Here is a 19,593-nt window from a genome sequence, read left to right on the forward strand (position 1 = left end):
TTTATCATACCAAAACTATGGCGTCAACCTATTTAATACGATGTTTTCGAAAGCTTGTTCATATCGACGGTATCGAAATGCCTGTATATTTTGAATGAATAAGAGAATAAGTATCAAAATAAAAAAGAAAGATTCCGGTATATATAATAATGCCATTAGCATGCACAGGAAACAACAGGACATAGAAAAAGCTAAAAAAGACGTTTTTGTTTGGATAATTGATTTTTTTTCACTCCACAGGATTTCAACGATCCGTCCTCCATCTAACGGCCAAATCGGCAATAAATTCAATAAGAGTAATAAAAGCTGAATTGTTTGCAAGGGCATGCTCAAATTTTGTGGCAAAAAAAAGAGTGCTAGGAGGAATAAGAGAAGAGTGGCAAACGGACCTGCCATGGTAATGAGCAACTGTTGCTGTTTGGTCATTTGCCAGCTCTTGCTGAATTGTATTTCGCCTCCATAAGGCATGATCACACAGGATTTTATATTGGCCCCCACAAGATATGCAACTATCAGGTGCCCTAACTCATGAATGCACAATGATAAAAATAACAGTGCATAGTTTGCAAACTGTCCTGTCAGAACTAGCCAAACGATGATAGGCAAAAGTGTTGGGTGAAGCTTCACTTTCAGCATTATTGTAGCCATTCTTTTAATGAACCAGGATCTAAAACGGCACCCTTGCGTTCCACCTGCAAGTAAAACGTGCCTGGCTCCATTGATGATAGGGCTTCGCCTTCTCTAAGCGAGGTATACGGCAAATAATCTAATGTCTTCAATAAGCCATACGTGACCCTCTCTCCCGTATCATATGTAACAGTCATCGTTTTGCCTAGAGACTTTGTGTTGCCTGTAAATGTGACAAAGCCGTCATGCTTCGCGTAAATAGTCATTGGTTTATCATAAGAGAGCAAAACGCCCTTTGAAAAAGTTTGCATTGTATCATAGTTACTGATATACGCATCTGTCACCGGAGCCATAACAGGCACCTTTTCCTCCTCATGGAATACGCTCTTTGTCCACTTTGTTAATATAAATAGGTCATCATTTGAAAGAACGTAATCTGTTACATCACTCTTTATTATTTGCTTTTTCTCTAAAAAAAGAACGGTAAATAAAATGATCGCAATCCATACAGCAATCTTCCATTTTCTCAAAACTCCACACCCCCAAAAGACTTTTTCTATTAGTTTATGAGGGAGTATGAATAAACAGTACAGAATTATAATCAATCAAACCTATTACTAATTTTCTTGTACTAGGCTAGGACATACGACTATAAAATAAAAAGCCTTTCGGAAATTCTTTTCCAAAAGACTTTTACATTATGTAGCTATAGACAATTATCTTGAGAACAAGGCTTTGATTTTGGCAAAGACACCTTTATGTTCATTTTCTAATGTCATAAGCGGCACAGATTCACCTAAAATACGGCGAACAATATTTCGGTAAGCAATAGCTGCTTGTGTAGATGGTTCCATAACGATTGGTTCACCTTTGTTAGAAGAACGAATAACATGTTCATCATCTGGGATGATACCAAGTAAATCAATGGAAAGATGTGTAGTGATTTCATTTACATCTAGCGCATCACCACTTTTCATCAGTTGCGGCCGAATTCGGTTGATAATCAATTTCGGCGGTTCAATCTCTTCTTTTTCAAGCAATCCAATAATGCGGTCAGCATCACGAACAGCAGAAATTTCAGGAGTTGTCACAACAATTGCACGATCAGCTCCTGCTATTGCGTTTTTATAGCCTTGCTCAATCCCTGCTGGACAGTCTATTAAAACATAGTCGAACTCAAGCTTTAATTCGTCTATCAGCGTTTTCATCTGTTGTGGCGTCACAGCGTTTTTATCAGACGTTTGAGCAGCAGGCAAAAGATAAAGCAATTCATCAAAGCGCTTATCTTTCACTAATGCTTGATGGACCTTACAACGTCCTTCAATCGTATCTACTAAGTCGTAAATAATCCGATTTTCTAACCCTAGAATAACATCTAGATTTCGTAAACCGATGTCCGTATCGACCAAGCAAACTTTTTTATTTTGAAGTGCCAATGCAGTACCTAAATTAGCTGTAGTAGTTGTTTTACCTACTCCACCTTTACCCGAAGTAATTACAATAGCTTCACCCACATTAGCTTCCTCCCTTAAATGTCGATAAATTTGGTCTCAGATTTCGTAAATCCTGCAACCGATCAATCGCAATGCGGCCGTTTGTATGAATATACGCACATTCCATTTCAGGTTTGTTTGCGAGAATGGTAATTTCATTGGTCATTAATTCCATTAAATCAGCAATCATTAGGTGTGTCGCTTCAAGCCATGAGGCTGCGATTACACTATCGCGATTGCCGTTAAACCCCGCATGCGCCATTCCCTTCAATCGACCCATTACATAAATACTGCCGCCAGCAACCACTTTGCCATTCGGGTTTACATCCCCAATGACAACAAGGTCACCGTCAGCCTTTATTTCTTGTCCAGAACGTACAATACCTATGTAAGTAGATGATTGGTTTCTCAAAAGCTTTTCATTGCATTCTTCCATCGTAATTACGTCGCTCTTAATCTTTGTCACTTTTAATGACTTTGATTCTTGAACAATATGGAGAATTTCTTTCAGCTGCTCTTGGTTGCAATATCGATTTCCTACATGGATAGTAACTTCGGCTTGTCCTTCGAGCCCTTCTTCTGTGACTTTGCGCTTTAATTCATCTAATAAATCAGAGTAAGCGCACTGATCATCTAGCTGAAGCACGAGCCCTTCTTTCGTTCCTTTAATTAAGACTAGCTGCTTAGTTGTCAAATGCTTCACCTCACGCTTCTCTGCTATAACGTTGATTGATTTGCCTTTAATAACACACGAGCTTCGATTAAATACTTAAACGTCCATCCGAGCATGATGAGATAAATAGAATTGGCAATCATGGTTGGAATCAACCGTTGATTTAAAAATTCTGTAAAGGGTACAGACGTAAAAGAAATGAGTAAGAAAAATTGGTTCAAAACAATTTCCAAAAGCGCTACAAGCACTAATGAAAGGATGGTAGTAATAGCAAGATGTTGATGTATATATTTCACTGTAGAACCCGCCACAAAACAAATGAACGGATACAGGAATGTATATAATCCAATAATATCAATATAGAAAATATCATACAATACCCCAAATATTAATCCATACATCATTGCCCGCTTACGATCATAATAAATTGACAAAAAGATTAAATACAGAATTAAAAACCGCGGCACTAAATAATAGAGATGGCCATGCCATTCGATGGGTGAATACAATGAAAAACCAGGTTCCAAAAAGAAGAGCACAACAGCAACAAACGGAATTAGAAATCGCGCCATTACTTTTGATCTCCTCCGTCTGTTTTAGTTGATTTGTCTGTATTAGCTCCATCTGAACCGTCAATAGCAATTGACTGGCGTTTGGCAATTACCACATGATCAAGCATAGAAAAATCAGCTGCCGGTTTAACATAAGCAAGTTTTGTCAACCCATAGTCATCTGTAGAAACCTTTGTAACCTCTCCAATTAAGATACCTTTAGGAAATATACCGCCAAGGCCGGATGTCGTTACTTTATCACCTTTTTTAACAGCAAGGCTTGAATCAATCCGTTTTAATACTAATTCGCTGCGCTTCGGATCAAACCCTTCTATTAAACCAAATGCCTCTGTTTTTTTATTCGCAATCACAGCAGATACACGATAATTTGTATTATTTGTCGATAGAAGTTCTACTTGGGATGTATAAGGTGTAGTTTGTACTATCTTACCAATCAATCCCTTAGATGTAAGCACTGCCATATTTACTTTTACGCCATTCATTGAACCTTCATTTAAAATCAGCTTTTCTTCCCATTGGTCGGGGTTTCGCGCAATTACATTAGCCTGAATCGGATTGAAGTTGCGCAAATCATCTTTTTTATCAACTAAATCTTTTAACTTGTCATTTTCTACTTTTAATTCATTGACTTTAGCTTGTAATGTGCCGAATTCCTCCAAGCGCGATTTTAAACGTTTATTCTCTTCATACGTATTCATTAAATCGTCTACATTATTGACTAATCCTGTAATATAGCTTGCAGGCTTAGCAACAATCGATTGTCCAAAACCAACCGTATCTTTAATAATCTGCTCGGGAAGCGAGGCTTGTCGATCACGTAAGGTAAAGCTAATCAATGCCACTAAGAGGATTACGCCGACAAGCAGCAATATTAATCGCTTATTCGAAAAAAACTGTGGCATTGCCTATTTCCCCCTTATTTTGATTGGTGGCGACGCATTAAATCGATATTGTCAAGTGCCATACCAGTTCCGATCGCTACACAGTCTAATGGGTTTTCTGCAATAAATACAGGCATATTTGTTTCGTCGCTGATCACTTTGTCCAAGTTTTTAAGCAGCGCGCCACCGCCAGTAAGTACAATTCCTCGTTCCATTACATCAGCAGATAATTCTGGTGGCGTTTGTTCTAGTGTTTTCTTTACGCCGTCAATAATAGCCGCAATCGACTCTTTTAAAGCATCTACAATTTCAATAGAAGTGATTTCAATAGTTTTAGGAAGTCCTGTCACAAGATCGCGACCGCGAATTTCCATTGTCTCTACTTCACCTTCTGGGCTAGCAGAACCGATTTCCATCTTGATAGTTTCAGCTGTACGTTCACCGATTGTCAGGTTGTATGTTTTACGGATATAAGCTGTTATAGCAGCATCCATCGCATCCCCGCCAACACGGACAGATTCACTTGTTACAATACCACCTAATGAAATTACCGCTACTTCAGATGTACCTCCACCGATATCAACTACCATACTACCTGTAGGTTCCCAGACTGGTAGATTTGCGCCAATTGCAGCTGCAAATGGTTCTTCAATTGTGTATGCTTCTTTTGCGCCAGCTTGGCGAGAGGCATCAATAACAGCACGCTGTTCTACTGAAGTAATACCATATGGTACACAAATCATCACATTTGGTTTTTTCCAGTTGCCGCCTGAAGCTTTCATTGCTTCTTTCATATAATACTCAATCATTGTTGTAGTAATGTCGAAATCTGCAATAACTCCGTCTTTCATCGGACGAATAGCTACAATAGATCCTGGTGTACGACCGATCATATTTTTCGCATCATTACCAACTGCTACAATTTCACCTGTTTTTGTATTCTTCGCTACTACTGATGGTTCACGAAGCACAATGCCTTTTCCTTTTAAAAATACCAATGTATTTGCTGTGCCGAGGTCAATCCCGACATCTTTTCCACCTAATCCAAACACGTTTTGTTCTTCCTTTCTATTTTTAGCCATAAACTTTAAGAAGTCTTGAAAATCATACGTTTCATTATAACGGATAAGTAGGAAAAATTACAGTACTACATATAACCTTTCTCTTTTAAACTTATAAATTGATGATCTCCTATAATTACGTGGTCAAGAAGCTCAATCCCCATAATTAAACCAGCTTCTTGCAAACGCTTCGTCACGTCTATATCTTCCGGACTTGGAGCAGGGTTACCACTTGGGTGGTTGTGTGCGCAAATGATAGAAGCAGCCGAACGTTTTACCGCTTCACGAAATACTTCCCGTGGGTGCACAATACTTGCATTTAAACTACCGATAAAAATCGTTTGCTGATGAATAATTTGATTTTTGACATTTAAAAAGAGCGTCACAAAGTTTTCTTGCAAAAGCGATGTCATATCCGGCATTAAATAATTCGCTGCGTCCTTTGGAGAACGAATCGTATAGCGTTCGTCTGTCCTCTGCTTATGTAGTCTTTTGCCAAGTTCTATGGAAGCTAAAAGTTGAATCGCCTTTGCCTCACCAATCCCCTTAATTGCGGTGATTTCTTCAATTGTTGCATTTTTCAGCTCATGCAGCTGTTCAAAGTGCGTCAATATACGATTAGAAAGATGAAGCACCGATTCTTTTTTTGTGCCTGTCCGCAGCAATATAGCGATGAGTTCTTGATTCGATAAACTTTCGGCTCCTTGCCTTTTAAGACGTTCTCTTGGTCTATCATCAACATGCACATCGCGGATCATCAAGGGAAGGTCCATATTAGTGGCCATGCACTTCCGCCTCCTCTGATGCCGACATAATCCCTTTTTCGCTCAAAAAGTCTTTTAATATTTTGGTAGGAAGGCCTGCAACATTATATTTGCAGCCATCTATCCTACTGACTAAGTTCTGTCCGACTCCCATAATATTATAACCAATATCTTGTTCGAAAGGTTCCCCTGTTTCAATGTATTGTTGGATTATTTTCTCTGACAAGCATTTCATCGTCACATCTGATGCAACAACAAAAGACGAGAGCTGTTGATCATATCGGATCCCTACAGCTGTCGTCACGCGGTGTTGCCTATTAGATAAACGTTTTAGAAAGTTTCTTGCTTCATTTTTGGATTGGGGCAATGGCAAAAGAATGCCCTCTATGCTAATAACGCGCTTCACATGCAAATAACAAAGCGACTCATGAGGTGCTTTCATACGAAGCAATTTGATGACAACGGTTGTATTAGCATATTCGAAAGGATTTTCCGGCAAATGATCACCCACCGGGATGTGTTGATGTGTGGTTGAAAAAGGCAGTTGAAGCTCTTCAAAAAGTTCTTCACAATTTCCCTCAGGATTCAATAGAATGATATTTTTCTTTAAAACGATAGACATGTGCTCTCCCCCTTTTTGCTATCATAATCGAACAGTACAAATAAGGGAAATTACGGAAAATAGGTGAAATTTATTTTTTGTATGCTTTAACAGTTTAAAATTTAATATTAAGGCAGTCGTTTTGGGCTGCATAATGAGCCAATAACTGCAATTTTACACTTTCTAATTCTTTGGATCCTTTAGTAACTGCCTTCACATTCGTATTCCAATTCATTGGTAATACTGTTGCTTTTTTAGAATTATTAAAATTTAATTTCGACAAGTTGTCGGCTCTAAGCATCTGTGGTAACATTTTTAATCCTTGTTCATCACAACTAGCTCCTGACAATGCGAAAGGTTTGATGAAGGAATCTTTATTGACAATTTTTTTGATATTCTTTTCTCTATGGTCAATCCCGCCCCATAAGTAATATTGTTTTCCTGCCGGCACAATTGCGACGTTCACTAATTCAGGATGACCTGCTAGAAAATCATTTGCAGCTTGTTCAGATGAATACACGCCGTATTGCATGGCATAGAACTTTGATTCGCTACTCGTATTTTTTACTTTTTGTAATGCGCTGCTTTTCGGTAATTCCTTTTCCTCAGCGATTGTCCGTTTTTCAGCAGCATTTAGGATGAAAAAGAAGAGCAATACCCCTGCTACTCCAATCAAAATGCCATGTACTACTGCAGCCATCATAAAATGTGTCTTTTCTCGTTTCTTGCCACGATTAAATTTCATGTCATCACTCCTCCCTATTACCCTATCAGAAATGGCATAAAAAAAGACAAGACTGCTGTCGCCTTGTCCTAAAAACTTTTCTCTTTAAAAAAACAAATTACTGTACCATTCGAGCAAGTTCTCCCCGTAAAAATAGACGATTACACTTGCTAACGCAATCCAAGGACCAAAAGGGATTGGCTGTTTGCGTCCTTTTTTCTGCCATACTATACCGAAAAGGCCTACTACAAGCCCAATGAGTGCTGATAGAAAGAGTGCCAGCATTGTAAGCTGAATACCAAGTACAAGGCCAATGACAAAGAATAACTTTATATCTCCGCCACCCATTCCTCCTTTTGAAACAAGTGCAATCAAAAATAAAATACTAAAGCCAATGACCGCTCCCGCAAATGCGTCCCACCAGGGTTCAAGTGGCGATACCACTCGTAAAATGATCAATATAAGCGCAAAAGGCAATAAAACTTTATCAGGAATTAACATATAGACGATATCAGAAACGGTGATAATCACCAATAATGATATAAAGAGAAGAGCGACAATTAGCTCTCGAGAAGGTCCGAAATGCAAATAAGCAAGCCCGAAAAAAAGGCCTGTCAACAATTCCATAAAAGGATGGAAAAAGCCAATTTTCGCATCACAAGTTCGACATTTCCCTCCCAGAAAAAGATAGGACAAGACGGGCACTAAGTCTAAAGCTGACAAACGCCTGCCGCACCCTTCACAATGAGAAGGAGGCGACACGATAGACTCATGCCGAGGCACCCTTAATCCCACCACATTGTAAAAAGAACCAAAAACAAAGCCAAAAATCATACATACCATCGCATACACAATAACCAAATTAGTCACTTCCTATTTCACGTTTTGATCATCCACTTGACCGACATAATAGAAAGTTGTAAGTTGAATGGTCGCTTGCAATAACTCGTCCTTTGTATTTTCTTCTGAATCTGTTGATGCTTCAACGTCTTTATTCGGGGATTCATACGTCACTGCATCTATACGCATAATTCGCGGCAATATCTCAATTTCCTTTAAAAACTCTTTAATTTCTTTTTCGCCTTTCGATGCGACCGTCACATTCATCGTAACCAACTTTAATGAATCTGGTAGACTATCAAGCGAAATCGGAGAAACAGGCAATGTCTCTTCATTATTTTGTTTGTCTGCTACCACTTCGTTTGCATTTTCAGTTCTTGTATTATTATTCGTTGCAGCATCAGTTGTTGTCTGAGCATTTGCATTTTCATCTGTAGTTATATCGCCTGTAGCTTGGGCCTGGCCATTAGTTGCATTGTTAGCATTAGTTGATTGGCCGTTATCCAAATTATTATCTTCAATTGTTATTTGTAGAGTTTCCTTTACTGATGCATCATAGTTGTTAAACGCCATATCCACTATCTGCGTATCACTCGCCAATTCGACTTGTTCTATCGATTTAATTAAATCACTTAATCCAATTGATGTTGGTACCTTAGCTATCAATTCTGTTGGGCTTTTTTTCGTTGCTTGCTGATTGTCTTTCATTGTTTTAATTTGATTATTTAGAGTTACTGCTTCTACTTGTGCATCTTTTATCTGCGCATTCAGTGCATCTCTCTCTTCCATTTTCGGCATAAGAAGATAGTAGTATATCGCAAATGCTATTAAGGAGACGAGCGTAATAACTAGAATGGTTGTCACTTTTTTATTTTGTCCGAGTGAGTTCATTGAGTATCACCTTCTGCCAGTAATTTTGCTCTGTTAATAGAAAGCACCATCGTCGCCTTGTAACGTGGGATTAAATGATCGCTTTCTACAGCTTCATCGTACTCTTTTTTTGCTGGGTCGAAGGACTCGACACTAGTTACTTGTACATCGCTAAATAATGGGTCTGTCAAAACATTTTGGACATATGTAGAGATGCCATGTAGCGTTTCAAAATCAATAATGACGGTCACACCTGTTTCACCGTATGTAAGTGAAGTCAGCTTCTCATAAGAGGCCAAATAGCCTTTCACACTGTCAATAATAGGCGTTACCGGATAGGATACCGATTCGACATACTGTACAGATTGGTCAAATGAGCCTTGCCCTGCTGTTTGCAGACTGGCCATTTCTTTTTGCGAGGCTTCTATCTGGCTTGCTAGGTTTTGGTGCTGTTGAGTGAGTGATTGAACTTCACTGTGCAATGAATAGTAATAAGACCCTACACCAAGGAAGATCAAAAACAAAATCGTGCCAGAGAGCCATAATAACGATCTATTGGACGTCCTACGCTCAACTTTCGGAAGGAGGTTAATATTTGGAATCATGCTGTGGGAGCCTCCTTCAATGCAAGGCTAACCAAACCTGCTTGCTGTGCATGGAAATCAGGCGTGACCTTTGCCATTAACTCATCATCAAACACATCAACATGTAAACTTAATTGGCTTTCAAGCATGTCGGCAATATATGCTATTTCAGGGTTATCTCCTGTCAATAACAGCCGATCCACACCCTTTTCCCCTTTATTTAACGAGTATCTATAAAAATTAATAATCCGTTCGATTTCAGCTAAAGGCTCCATAAGCGCAGCATGGTAGTTCATGACATCATCTTCATAAACATAATCAAAGCCTTCTTCTGTCATGCGTGTTCTCCATTTCGCACGCTCTGTCTCGACTGTTTGGAAACGCAAAAATTCCACTTCTCCTCCAGAATAAATAGCGAGTGACAATTCATTGATGCTCCAATCAATAAGAAGTGTCGTCGATTCAATCAAACCATCAATCGCTTCATTTACAAGGCGAAGCAGTGAGATCACCTTAATATCAGCAACAGACGGATGAAGGCCTGCATCATCCAAGAGTCCTGTAATTTTCCTTACTTCATCCGCATTCGTAGCGAAAATAGTAGCCTTACCATCATTTTCATCTGCATCATATACATCAATCAATGGATTTTCAAAGGGCAAATGAATCGACCGCCCTATCTCCATCTCAACAAATGCTCTTATTTCACTTTTGCCCTTTAGGTCAGAAGGATGGTCAATGCTCTTCATCATGACCGTGCTCTCAGGTACATAAAAACGGGCATCATATCCTTTAATGCCCCAACTCTTCACCTGTACTTTTAACAACTCAAAAAAGGCAAATTCATCCTCAATGATGCCTTCTACGACCATTCCTTCCTCAAGTGCAACGGAAAAGTATCTAGCTTGAGACAAATCATCACTGTTTGATGCCAGTGCCTTTAACATAAAATCATTATATACGAGCGCCACATGGCGTCTTTTCTTTTTAAACAACATATCAGTACCCCCTAGGAGAAAAGAAAAAGCTTTATAGCTTTAATGCTTCGGTGGAGAAAGCAACGGTTGGTAGTTTGCTTGGGTTGCTTTCTTCAGCGAAAGATTAAAGATGGAGAACAGCAGCCATGGCTGCTGTTGAATATTTGTCTATTATTTATTCCCCATGTTTTTACCTAGTTGATCATCAGTGATTACATTACTTGTAACCCCATTGCTAAATTTTGAGTTTTTAATTTTCCCTAATTCTGCATAGGTAATAGAATATGTTGTCTTACCAGCATCATCTACTTTTTTTACCACTTGGTCATTTGCACCTAATGACACACCATCAACATATGGTTGTAAAGTACCTTTATCACAAGTAATACTCGTGCTTTTTTTATCTTGAGCTTCAACAGGATCTCCACAAACTCCCTCTGAAATAGCAATCTTTGAACCTGATAAAACTGTTTGTGCATTAGCCAAAATTGCCTTATCTTTTGAGTTTTGAATAATGTTCCCGATAGCTGGGACTGCTATCAACGCAATAATCGCAATAATAACAATAACCGCTAATAACTCTATTAATGTTACACCTTTCTCATTTTTCATGACTTTCTTCATTTTCAACTTCATTTTATTAAACATTTCGGTTCCTCCTTTTTTGTATGTAGATTCCTTACCTAGGAAATTCGCTTTCTTTTCGTGCATCAATTTCCTTTTCACCCCCTCTCAATATCAATTATGTTTAACCAACTTGTTCATACAAGCTATACATCGGCAACAGTACGGCTGCCATAATAAAACCAACAATGCCTGCTAAGAGGATAATCATAATTGGTTCGATTAACGCTTTTAATGAATCGACAGTGCGATCCACATCGTCTTCGTAAAACTCAGCTATTTTTTCAAGCATGTAGTCGAGGGAGCCTGTCTGTTCACCAATTGAGACCATTTGTGTCACGAGTGGCGGGAAGACCCAGCTTTCTTTTAATGGGTCTGCTAACGAGCTCCCTTTTTCAAGTGAGGTACGTGATTTATGTACAACCTCTTCAATCACTGGATCGCCGATAATTTTCTCGACTATACTTAATGCATTTAGAATTGGGACTGAGCTGCTGAAAAGTGAAGCGAGCGTCCGCGTCATCCGAGCGATGGCTGACTTTTGCAGCACTTTCCCAAAAATCGGCATTTTTAATAAAAAGTAATGTGCATAAAAGTTAAACTTGGGATTTTTTTTATAGAGATATAGGAAAGAGCCAATGATAGCACCCCCTACGAGCAAGAATATCCACCAATACGCTTTTAACGCATTACTGAAACCAAGTACCATCAACGTGATAGCCGGCAATTCCGCTCCAAAGCTAGCAAAGTTTGCCGTGAATTGGGGCACAAGCCATAGCAGCATAAACGCAGACACCAGAATAATCAAAACAACAAGTACAATCGGATAACTCATTGCTGATTGGATTTTCTTCTTCAATTTAAATGACTTCTCATAACTAAACGCCATACGGTCCAACGTTTCATCAAGATTCCCTGTTGCTTCTCCCGCTTTCATCATATTTACGAAAAGAACAGGGAAGATTTTCGGATACTTAGCAGCAGCGGTAGAAAAGGCAATCCCTGAACGTAGGTCTTCTTCTACACCCTTCAACGCTTTCTTCAAGCCCTTACTTGACGTTTGATCCGCTAGAATATGGGTTGCCTCTACAATGGAAATTCCGGCACGAATTAATGTGGCGAATTGGCGGCAATAAATAACGAAATCTTCATTTTTCATCGCTTTACCAAGTGTCAAATCCCTATGCAGAATACTTTTCGATTCTTCTATTTGCCGAGGATTAATGCCACGGTCACGTAATTTTTTTATCGCTATTTGCTTTGAATCAGCTTCTATCGTGCCTTTTTCCATGACACCTTGTATATTCCGTCCTGTAAAGCGGTAGACCGTCATGCAAAATCACCCGCATTCATGTATACCTTTGCTGTTTCGAAGTCGATTAAGCGCTTAGCGAGCAACTGTTGAATTGAACTATCAATTGTATGCATACCGAGTGCGCGGTTAGTCTGCATAATGTTAGTCAGCTGATGCACTTTATCATTGCGAATTAGATTGGCGACAGAAGGTGTTTGAATTAAGATTTCGGTCGCAGCTACTCGCCCTGGTTTGTCTATCCGTTTAAACAGGCGTTGAGAAATAATGCCTTGCAACACATTGGCAAGCTGTATACGAATTTGGCCTTGCTGGTGCGGCGGGAAGACGTCAATAATACGGTCAATTGTTGTCGGCGCACTGCTTGTATGCAATGTCGCCATAACAAGATGCCCCGTCTCAGCAGCCGTGATAGCTGTTGAAATCGTCTCCAAATCTCGCATTTCACCTACTAGAATAATATCTGGATCTTGGCGAAGAGCTGCTCGCAGTCCATTGGCAAAGCTCTTAGTATCAGATCCTACTTCTCGCTGATTAACAATTGATTGTCCATGCTTATGCAAATATTCAATAGGGTCCTCTAATGTAATGATGTGTTTCGCTTGATGCTTGTTAATATAATCAATCATTGCTGCTAGTGTCGTTGATTTACCTGATCCTGTTGGCCCTGTCACAAGAATGAGTCCCTGAGGTTTTTGACACAATTCTTTTAATACAGCAGGCATGCCCAAATCATCGATTGTAGGAATTTCCGCTGTGATTTTCCTCGCTGCCAATGTGGAGCTATTTCGCTGATGATAGGCATTCATTCGAAAACGGCATCGCCCTGGAAGTGAATAGTTAAAGTCTACTTCACCTTTTGTCTCGAATTCTTCCATTCGATGAGGTGGCAAAACTTCTAAAATCATCTTATTTAAATCATCCGGCGTTAGTATTTGTTCCCCATATGGCTGCAATGCTCCATTGATTCTGTAATATGGTGGCACGCCGACAGTGGCATGCAGGTCGGATGCATTGGCTTCATCTGCATATGTTAGTAATTCAACGATTGATTTTGTCATTTCATCACACCTTATTCATCAGTTGCTACTCGAAGAATCTCTTCGGTTGTTGTTAGGCCATCCGCCACTTTTATAAGCCCGTCTTCAAGCAATGTACGATAACCATGTGTTGCCATATGTTTTTTGATTTCCGCTAGACTAGCTCTGTTCAAAATTAATTCTTTCACTTTTTCGTCTACGATTAATAATTCATGTATAGCAAAACGCCCTCTATACCCTGTGTTATTGCAAGATGGACAGCCGCCCCCACGCTTAACATGTGAAATGGTTATGTCATGATTTGAAAAAATATCTTTTTCTTCAGATGAAACGTCTTCGTACTTTCCGCAATCCCTGCATACTCGGCGTACAAGACGCTGCGCCACGACGCCAACTACTGAAGATGATAGCAAGAATGGTTCAATACCCATATCGAATAGGCGTGAAATAGATTCTGCTGCACTATTTGTATGTAACGTACTCAGTACTAGATGACCTGTCAAAGACGCACGTGTAGCTATTTGGGCCGTTTCGGTATCTCGAATTTCACCTATCATGATGATGTCAGGGTCTTGTCTCAGAATGGAACGTAAACCTGCAGCAAAGGTCAAGCCAATTTCTTCACGGACTTGTATTTGATTCACACCTTCAATTTGATATTCCACTGGGTCTTCTACGGTAATAATGTTCACTTCCTCACTATTTAAATAGTTAAGTGTAGTAGATAGTGTAGAAGATTTCCCTGAACCAGTAGGACCTGTAATTAAGACAATACCATTTGGCTTACTAATCACTTCTTTAAAATGCAACAAGTTCATTGGTGAAAAACCGAGCTTTTGCAAATCCCCATGCGAGTTGTTCAAGTCTAACACCCGCATAACTACTTTTTCGCCATATACTGTTGGCAGAGTAGAAAGCCGAATATCGACAGGATGAAGATTAATATTCGCTTTTATTCGTCCATCTTGGGGCAATCGGTTTTCTGTAATATTCAAATTACCCATAATTTTAATACGGGCGATGATCATATTTTGCATATTGCGTGGCAATGACCGCTCTGTTCTCAAAACTCCGTCAATTCGATATCGAATCCGCAGCTCCGTTTCTTGGGGATCAAAATGTATATCACTTGCTCTTTGTACTACTGCATTAGAGATGATTTGATTGACTAATTTGACTATCGGTGAATCATCGTCAAACATTTCCGGCTCTTCAAATGTTTCAGTTGGAACTAAATCATTAAGAGCTGCATCCATAGTCTCCTGCAAATCATAGTACTTACTAATGGCTTTATTTAACTCATCTTTTGATGCGATTGCTGTCTCAATTTGACAGCCTGTTGCCATACGAACTTCTTCAATCGAGAAATAATCCATTGGATCGGCCATTGCAATCAACAGCTTATTTTTTTCTCGAGTTAAAGGCATAATGAGCGAACGTTTTGCAATTTCTTTAGGCAATAAGTGCACAAGCTCAGGATCAATCACAAATTGACTAATACTAATCTGAGGTATACCTAGTTGAATCTCCAGCACCTCAATCAGCTGTTGCTCTGTAAGCAAATTTTCCCGAATCAAAAAGTCGCCCAGTTTCTCATCTTTCGATTTATTTTGAAGGGCGTAGTCAAGTTGCTGTGAGGTTATGGCGCCTGCTTCAACTAATAAATCACCAAGCCTTTTTCTTTTTGAAAGTACCATGAGAATCCCCCTTATTTGGAATCATTCGGAGTAACAATATCACCTGTTTTATTGTAATGGCTTCCTTTTGGAACACTACCTCCATTTTTACTTGTGGTTGCTTGAGGCTCTTTTGAAGAATTCAACTCTGAATCATCTTTTGAATTCTTGTCCTTACTAGGCATAGGTTGTTGGCTTGTTGACTCCTCTTGCTGTGGTTCACCTAATCCCTGATCCGTCCCCTGCTGATTCTCCACATATCCATCTGTAGTAGGCTCAGAACTATTATCTATTGGTGCCGTTTGTTTTGCCGATGTTTCAATAACTTGATTTATTGGATGATAATAATTTTGACTAATTAATTGATTTTCTGTTTTACCATTCTCGTCTGTTATCGTTCGATAAATGTAAACTTGTAAACCTGGTTTCGCTTTCTCTACAGTCCTACTATCCCCTTCCGCTAAATTGGACATATAGCGGTATATGGTACGTGGTTCAATGGCTCTTCTATCTTTCTCGTAAACTAAGACTTCAGGGCTTCCAGACAGTGTATAAAGCGATACCTTTAATTCATTGCCACTGACCGTTGCAGCTATCTTGGCAGGAACTGTTCCTTTAGAAATAAATTTCAAATCCTTATTTAAAAATGGGCTAACTATCGCTTCATAACCTGGCTTAACGTATGTCGGTATTTCTTCAGCTTGATGGCGCTCTGTAATTTCGAATGAACTTTGTAAAACATTACTATATAAAGCAGATGCCATGAGGCTTAATGAGCGATCATTGTTAATTTCTGCTTGCTCTATGAATGAATTGAAAGAGAAAGGTTTGTTAGGTTCAAAAATATAACCATCTAATTGCTTCGCTAATGCAACGATGTTACTTAAATCAGCATCCTTGACTGGAACAGCTTGGAAAGAAATTCGTTCACCATCTTCGATTGAAAAATCAGCATCCTTTATCTTAAGTGGGAATTTCCTTAAATAAGAAGCTGCTTCGAGTACTTGTGATGCAATCTCATCGCTATTTTGTTTTGTATGTTCACTTATTTTTTCCACTAAGGAATCAGTAGCACTAACCTGTAATGGTTCATGTACAATTGGGGTCTTTCTCCAAAACGCATACCAAGGTTTTGCAGTGCGATTTTTATATGTACTGATGGATTCATCACTATTAAATTGGAAATCTTCTGCTTCCAAAAGGACTTTTTCCCCACCTACTAGGACTGAAAGCTCTGAATTCTTCCATTTATTTATCGCACGGTTTAATTGCTTTTTAATTTCGCCATCTGATAAGTCCTCTACAGCGACAGATCCGATTGTCGAACCACTAGAAGTAGCAAAAACATGCAAATTCACATAACTCGCGGATGCTAGTATTATAGAGAGTAAGAACAAACCTGTAATAATTTTATATATTGGAGTGACTTTCATCTCATCACCTATCTCGTTGCTTAATTTAAATTTCTAATATATTTTCATTATAGATGGTTATTATAATAAAAGATATGACTTTTTTCACTCAAATATTTCTTTTTGATAGATTTTGAACATATAAATTAAGATAAAACTCATAGTAATCCTATTAAATTAAATGTAAAATATACTAAAGGCTTAGAATACTTTTTAAAAAACCCCAAATTTTATATTATAAATACAAATTTCTCGGAATGTTATAGAATATTTATACTTTACTATTTTTTTCTATTAATTCATTTTATTAAAGTCTGTCCTCATATTAATCATACCTTAAAATTAACAAAAATAAACAATTAGCTGATCCATATTTCGAGGAAAAAATGATTACTTATCTCTCAAAGGCAATAGTTGGACAGCAGAAAGGATAGCAAATATGACTAGTCAAATTAAAAAAATAGTAGTGAATGAAAATGGTGTCACCCTTGTAGAAGTCATTGCTTCTTTCGTACTCTTAGTTATTATTCTTTTTTCTTTCTTTACTTTGTTCATTCAAACCGCTAAGACTACCAAGAGTTCTGAGAAGATTGTGGATGCTACTTATGTTGCTCAAACGGAGATGGAGAGACTTTATGCTGTTATTATTAATAAAAAGTTCACTGATCAAGAAGTGGTATTAACAAATGAGTTAAATTATATTAGTACGAAATGTGAAAAATATACATTTTATAAAAATGTTAGTGTATATCCCAACTACATAATAATTTTGAGAAAGGATACAGTTGGAGATAACCTTTCAAAAGTTATAATTAGCGTTTATAACAAAAATGATATCTCCAATTCAACTGATACTTGCAAAATAAATGCACAGACAAACTATAAAGCGCAGATGGAAAATTATCTTCAGTGGAAAGGAAAGTAACGTGAAAAATTATTATCAATCTCAAAAGGGATTCACATTAGTTGAAATTCTTGCAGCTGTTGTAATAGCGAGCATTGTTTCTATTCTAGTATTTAATGTAATTAATAAAAGTTATAGTCAATATAATAATCAAATGAATGAAAACTATCAATTGAGCGATATTTCCTTTGCTTTTAAAATTATTACAAAAGAAATCAGAAAAACAGAATCTTCTCATATCAAAGTTATTAATAATGGTATTCAATTTAATAATTCAGGGACTTATTTTCAATTAGATGAAAAAAGCAACACCATTTTCAAATACAATATAACTAACAATCAGACAGAAAAGATAGCAACAAAAATTAAAATATTTGAAGTTAAACAGACCACAATCAATGAATGGCGAATCAAAATTGTACCTACCAATACAAAATTGCAAAGAGAATCAATTGAAACTACAATAATATCAAGGGAAAGGTGACAAATGAAAAAATTATTTAATGAACTTCGCCATATGAACAATCAAAAAGGTTATACATTAATTATTGTAGTTTTAGCAATAACAGTAATAAGCATCTTGGGTCTGAGTATATTAACTTATTCTTCTTCTTCCCTAAAAAGATCTGTGAACGAGCGTAATGATCAATCAGCATATTATATAGCAGAATCAGGGCTTACAAAGACAAAAATAGACCTTACCGCAAAAATTAATAAAGCTTATGCTAATTCTATAGAAAAGTATAAACAGCTAATCTCCACAAATAAAAATAATAACCAAACAGTTTCTTTCGCTAATATATTCAAACAAGAACTTGATTTGATTGATATTGAATCTCTGAAACAACCTGTCACGGATTTTGATAAACAGTTCTCTAACTCTCCAATTGCAAAGCCTGATATTAAGGTATATTTTCTTAACAATCAGTTAATTTATACAATTAGCTCGACGGGTTTTATTGATAGATCAAAAGTAAATTCTACCTCTGGGAATTCCGGGATACGTAAAGTTTCGCAAAAAATTGTAGTGAAATTAGATAACTCTTTCTCTAATAGTGCTGATAATTATGCTGTGTATTCTAAAGGGAAGTATATCTTTAAACAATGGGGAATAATAAATAATGTTAATGGTATCTTGGCTTCAAAAACAGAAAAGTATATAGATGCTCCCGAAGGAGATTTGCCAATAGTTTACGATCCCTCTTCTTTTTCTAATTTAATAGATAATGTTTATAAAGAGAAGCTTACATTTAACGAAAAAATATTTGAAGATGCAGTTTATCTCAATAACAGTTCACCTTTAATTAAAAATGGTAGTATAGAACAAGATTGGGATATTAATGGGCAAACTCTGACTTTAACAAATAACTTAAAATTGGCTAATTTTTATGCTAATAATGGCGGAGCTACTTTTAACATCGACGTTCAGAAATCAGATACAATACTCTATGTAACCAATTTAAAATTAAATGGTACAATCAACATAAAAGGTAAAGGTAAATTGAAAATTTTTGTTAAAGACAGTATTACTTTTGGAAATACATTTTTAAATACAAATGGAGATTCAAATAACCTTGACATTTATTATGCTGGCAATAAACAATTATCTTTTGATAACAATGTGCATGTCAAAGCTAATTTTTTTATAAAACAAGCAAATATGGATTATTCAGGAGGCGGAGGACTGAATGGAGAATTCTATTCTAACGGAACAGGGACTGTTAAACTTTCTGGAGGTATTTTTAATGATACAGTTAAATTTGTAGTTCCTAATTATTATTTTACAGTTACCGGTGGAGCTAGTATAAAAGGATCTATTATATGTAATACCTTTGAAATGAGTGGAGGAGCTAATATAGACTTTAGAGGCAATTATACTTCATCTCCTTCTAATACTGCCCCTATAGAAAGCGAACCAGTAATAGAGAAAAATGTTTAGCTAATAGATAATAGTATAT

The 19,593-nt window shown here is 37.5% G+C and carries 22 protein-coding genes; 3 read left to right on the forward strand and 19 right to left on the reverse strand.

The annotated features are described in order from the left end of the window. Window positions 1–15: 15 nt before the first annotated feature. The 19 genes from AC6CHJ_RS09610 to AC6CHJ_RS09700 all read right to left on the reverse strand — a co-directional run bounded on the left by AC6CHJ_RS09610 (window position 16) and on the right by AC6CHJ_RS09700 (window position 16,752). Window positions 16–636, reverse strand: a complete 621-nt coding sequence (locus AC6CHJ_RS09610; RefSeq protein ID WP_498288250.1) for a M50 family metallopeptidase — start codon at window positions 634–636, stop codon at window positions 16–18. After that, on the reverse strand, window positions 636–1,157 hold the full coding sequence (locus AC6CHJ_RS09615; RefSeq protein ID WP_066788522.1) for a peptidoglycan DD-metalloendopeptidase family protein: 522 nt from the start codon (window positions 1,155–1,157) through the stop codon (window positions 636–638). The genes AC6CHJ_RS09610 and AC6CHJ_RS09615 overlap by 1 nt, the downstream gene beginning before the upstream one ends. A 186-nt stretch (window positions 1,158–1,343) precedes the next feature. Beyond that, window positions 1,344–2,141, reverse strand: a complete 798-nt coding sequence (gene minD, locus AC6CHJ_RS09620) for a septum site-determining protein MinD (protein WP_066788525.1) — start codon at window positions 2,139–2,141, stop codon at window positions 1,344–1,346. Window position 2,142: 1 nt separating this feature from the next. Further along, window positions 2,143–2,814: a septum site-determining protein MinC gene (gene minC / locus AC6CHJ_RS09625; protein WP_066788527.1), complete on the reverse strand. Its 672-nt coding sequence runs from the start codon at window positions 2,812–2,814 to the stop codon at window positions 2,143–2,145. A gap of 23 nt (window positions 2,815–2,837) precedes the next feature. After that, window positions 2,838–3,365, reverse strand: a complete 528-nt coding sequence (mreD, locus tag AC6CHJ_RS09630; protein WP_066788529.1) for a rod shape-determining protein MreD — start codon at window positions 3,363–3,365, stop codon at window positions 2,838–2,840. After that, complete coding sequence (gene mreC / locus AC6CHJ_RS09635; RefSeq protein WP_147195807.1) at window positions 3,365–4,267, reverse strand: rod shape-determining protein MreC; 903 nt, start codon at window positions 4,265–4,267, stop codon at window positions 3,365–3,367. The genes mreD and mreC overlap by 1 nt, the downstream gene beginning before the upstream one ends. A 14-nt stretch (window positions 4,268–4,281) precedes the next feature. Further along, entirely contained in the window at window positions 4,282–5,298 is a 1,017-nt protein-coding gene (locus tag AC6CHJ_RS09640) for a rod shape-determining protein (protein ID WP_147195809.1), read from the reverse strand. Between the two features lie 95 nt (window positions 5,299–5,393). After that, the gene (gene radC / locus AC6CHJ_RS09645; protein ID WP_304621415.1) at window positions 5,394–6,092 is read right to left on the reverse strand and encodes a RadC family protein; all 699 of its coding nucleotides are present in this window, start codon (window positions 6,090–6,092) and stop codon (window positions 5,394–5,396) included. Beyond that, window positions 6,082–6,693, reverse strand: a complete 612-nt coding sequence (locus AC6CHJ_RS09650; protein WP_249774510.1) for a Maf family protein — start codon at window positions 6,691–6,693, stop codon at window positions 6,082–6,084. Before AC6CHJ_RS09650 ends, radC begins: the two co-directional genes overlap by 11 nt. A 94-nt stretch (window positions 6,694–6,787) precedes the next feature. Beyond that, a complete protein-coding gene (locus AC6CHJ_RS09655; protein WP_249774511.1) occupies window positions 6,788–7,417 on the reverse strand; it encodes a hypothetical protein in 630 nt (209 codons plus the stop codon). 84 nt (window positions 7,418–7,501) lie between these two features. Beyond that, window positions 7,502–8,257 (reverse strand): prepilin peptidase, encoded by a 756-nt coding sequence (locus tag AC6CHJ_RS09660; protein WP_498288252.1) that lies wholly within the window; start codon window positions 8,255–8,257, stop codon window positions 7,502–7,504. A 12-nt stretch (window positions 8,258–8,269) separates the two neighbouring features. Next, window positions 8,270–9,127 (reverse strand): hypothetical protein, encoded by an 858-nt coding sequence (locus AC6CHJ_RS09665; RefSeq protein WP_498288254.1) that lies wholly within the window; start codon window positions 9,125–9,127, stop codon window positions 8,270–8,272. Next, complete coding sequence (locus AC6CHJ_RS09670) at window positions 9,124–9,711, reverse strand: hypothetical protein (protein WP_498288256.1); 588 nt, start codon at window positions 9,709–9,711, stop codon at window positions 9,124–9,126. Before AC6CHJ_RS09670 ends, AC6CHJ_RS09665 begins: the two co-directional genes overlap by 4 nt. Then, the gene (gene pilM, locus AC6CHJ_RS09675; RefSeq protein ID WP_498288258.1) at window positions 9,708–10,688 is read right to left on the reverse strand and encodes a type IV pilus biogenesis protein PilM; all 981 of its coding nucleotides are present in this window, start codon (window positions 10,686–10,688) and stop codon (window positions 9,708–9,710) included. The genes AC6CHJ_RS09670 and pilM overlap by 4 nt, the downstream gene beginning before the upstream one ends. 150 nt (window positions 10,689–10,838) lie before the next feature. Continuing rightward, window positions 10,839–11,291, reverse strand: coding sequence for a prepilin-type N-terminal cleavage/methylation domain-containing protein (locus AC6CHJ_RS09680; protein WP_455677407.1), 453 nt, complete (start codon window positions 11,289–11,291; stop codon window positions 10,839–10,841). Between the two features lie 124 nt (window positions 11,292–11,415). Then, window positions 11,416–12,624, reverse strand: coding sequence for a type II secretion system F family protein (locus AC6CHJ_RS09685; protein ID WP_392993068.1), 1,209 nt, complete (start codon window positions 12,622–12,624; stop codon window positions 11,416–11,418). After that, a complete protein-coding gene (locus AC6CHJ_RS09690) occupies window positions 12,621–13,664 on the reverse strand; it encodes a type IV pilus twitching motility protein PilT (RefSeq protein ID WP_392993066.1) in 1,044 nt (347 codons plus the stop codon). Before AC6CHJ_RS09690 ends, AC6CHJ_RS09685 begins: the two co-directional genes overlap by 4 nt. An 11-nt stretch (window positions 13,665–13,675) precedes the next feature. Next, window positions 13,676–15,340, reverse strand: a complete 1,665-nt coding sequence (locus AC6CHJ_RS09695; protein ID WP_392993063.1) for a GspE/PulE family protein — start codon at window positions 15,338–15,340, stop codon at window positions 13,676–13,678. Window positions 15,341–15,351: 11 nt separating this feature from the next. Then, complete coding sequence (locus AC6CHJ_RS09700) at window positions 15,352–16,752, reverse strand: VanW family protein (RefSeq protein ID WP_498288260.1); 1,401 nt, start codon at window positions 16,750–16,752, stop codon at window positions 15,352–15,354. Between the two features lie 418 nt (window positions 16,753–17,170). On the opposite strand from AC6CHJ_RS09700, the gene AC6CHJ_RS09705 reads away from it, so the two are divergent. Genes AC6CHJ_RS09705 through AC6CHJ_RS09715 form a run of 3 tightly spaced genes read left to right on the forward strand, consistent with a single transcriptional unit; the run spans window position 17,171 to window position 19,574 of the window. Then, complete coding sequence (locus AC6CHJ_RS09705) at window positions 17,171–17,656, forward strand: type IV pilus modification PilV family protein (RefSeq protein WP_392993059.1); 486 nt, start codon at window positions 17,171–17,173, stop codon at window positions 17,654–17,656. A 1-nt stretch (window position 17,657) separates the two neighbouring features. Next, entirely contained in the window at window positions 17,658–18,119 is a 462-nt protein-coding gene (locus tag AC6CHJ_RS09710; protein WP_392993057.1) for a PulJ/GspJ family protein, read from the forward strand. 3 nt (window positions 18,120–18,122) lie between these two features. After that, complete coding sequence (locus tag AC6CHJ_RS09715) at window positions 18,123–19,574, forward strand: pilus assembly PilX N-terminal domain-containing protein (protein ID WP_498288262.1); 1,452 nt, start codon at window positions 18,123–18,125, stop codon at window positions 19,572–19,574. Window positions 19,575–19,593 lie beyond the last annotated feature (19 nt).

It is taken from the genome of Rummeliibacillus sp. GQ308 (assembly GCF_059759115.1).